Here is a 987-nt window from a genome sequence, read left to right as displayed (position 1 = left end):
CCGCGCCATGACGCTCATCGAGACGGCCAAGATGAACGACCTCGACCCGCAAGCCTACCTGGCCGATGTCCTTGACCGCATCCACGATCACAAGATCAACCGCCTCGACGAGCTCCTGCCGTGGAACTGGACGCCGACCACGGAGGCCACCCGCGAAAACGCCGCCGCCTGAGGCTGCAAGGCGGTTCAAACCGAGCGGTTACGGCGATCTGGACATCAACGAGGTTATGGAGAGCGACTTCTTCTCGCCTGACCCTATGCAAGGTGGCCTGGATAATCGTCTGGGTCTTCCCTGCCTTTCTCCGACAACTGGAAAGGAAACTACCTATGGCAAACAACGAACTGACACTCTTCGACTTCCACGGCAAAAACGTCCGAATGATCGAGATCGACGGCGAGCCTTGGTTCGTCGCCAAGGATGTTGCGCAAGTTCTCAAGTACAACCGCCCTGCCGATGCTATCACCGCGCATTGCAAGGGGTCGGTAAAACACCGACTCCCTGCTGCTGGCGGTACTCAGGCAGTAACCATCATCCCCGAGCGGATGTCTACCGATTGGTCATGCGGTCCCATCTCCCGGCGGCTGAGGCATTCGAGGATTGGGTCGTCGGCACCGTGCTTCCCGCGATCCGCAAGGACGGCGGCTACGTCCGGGACGAAGAGAACGTCGAAACCGAGGAAGACGTTGACGCTCTGGCCGTCAAGGCGCTGGAGATGCTTAAGAAGAAGCTCGATGACAAGCAGAAGCAAGTTGGACGTGGTGTCCGACATGGTCACTGAGGTCGAGGCGCACGCTGCACCATCATATGGAAGGCGTGAACACCCACCAGACGAAGCGTGACCTGTTCGATCTCGGGTATCTCTACTGAGCAACTCCCCATCTCTTGGACAGGATTTGGCGTCATTTAAGCTACTCGTTGTACCTGTTCATCGGGTTGGTTGATTTCATTTTCGTGCCAGTAGACCACCGCGGGTGGCCTGCCGCCAA

Annotated in this window: 2 protein-coding genes and 1 pseudogene; all 3 read left to right on the top strand. The window is 58.1% G+C overall.

The window, feature by feature from the left end; genetic code table 11:
- The coding region (locus CEF10_RS16680; RefSeq protein ID WP_198586230.1) for a transposase domain-containing protein at nucleotides 1–172 on the top strand (172 nt) is incomplete at its 5' end.
- A 155-nt stretch (nucleotides 173–327) separates the two neighbouring features.
- Nucleotides 328–477: pseudogene (locus CEF10_RS17490) on the top strand (BRO-N domain-containing protein); the annotation flags it as partial.
- Between the two features lie 83 nt (nucleotides 478–560).
- A complete protein-coding gene (locus CEF10_RS17300; protein WP_232796563.1) occupies nucleotides 561–779 on the top strand; it encodes a BRO-N domain-containing protein in 219 nt (72 codons plus the stop codon).
- The last annotated feature ends 208 nt before the right edge of the window (nucleotides 780–987 follow it).

The organism is Roseovarius salinarum (genome assembly GCF_002834145.1).
Classification (GTDB): Bacteria; Pseudomonadota; Alphaproteobacteria; order Rhodobacterales; family Rhodobacteraceae; genus Roseovarius; species Roseovarius salinarum.
Note: the sequence above shows the minus strand (reverse complement) of the source record. Positions and strands in the feature narration are given on the sequence as shown.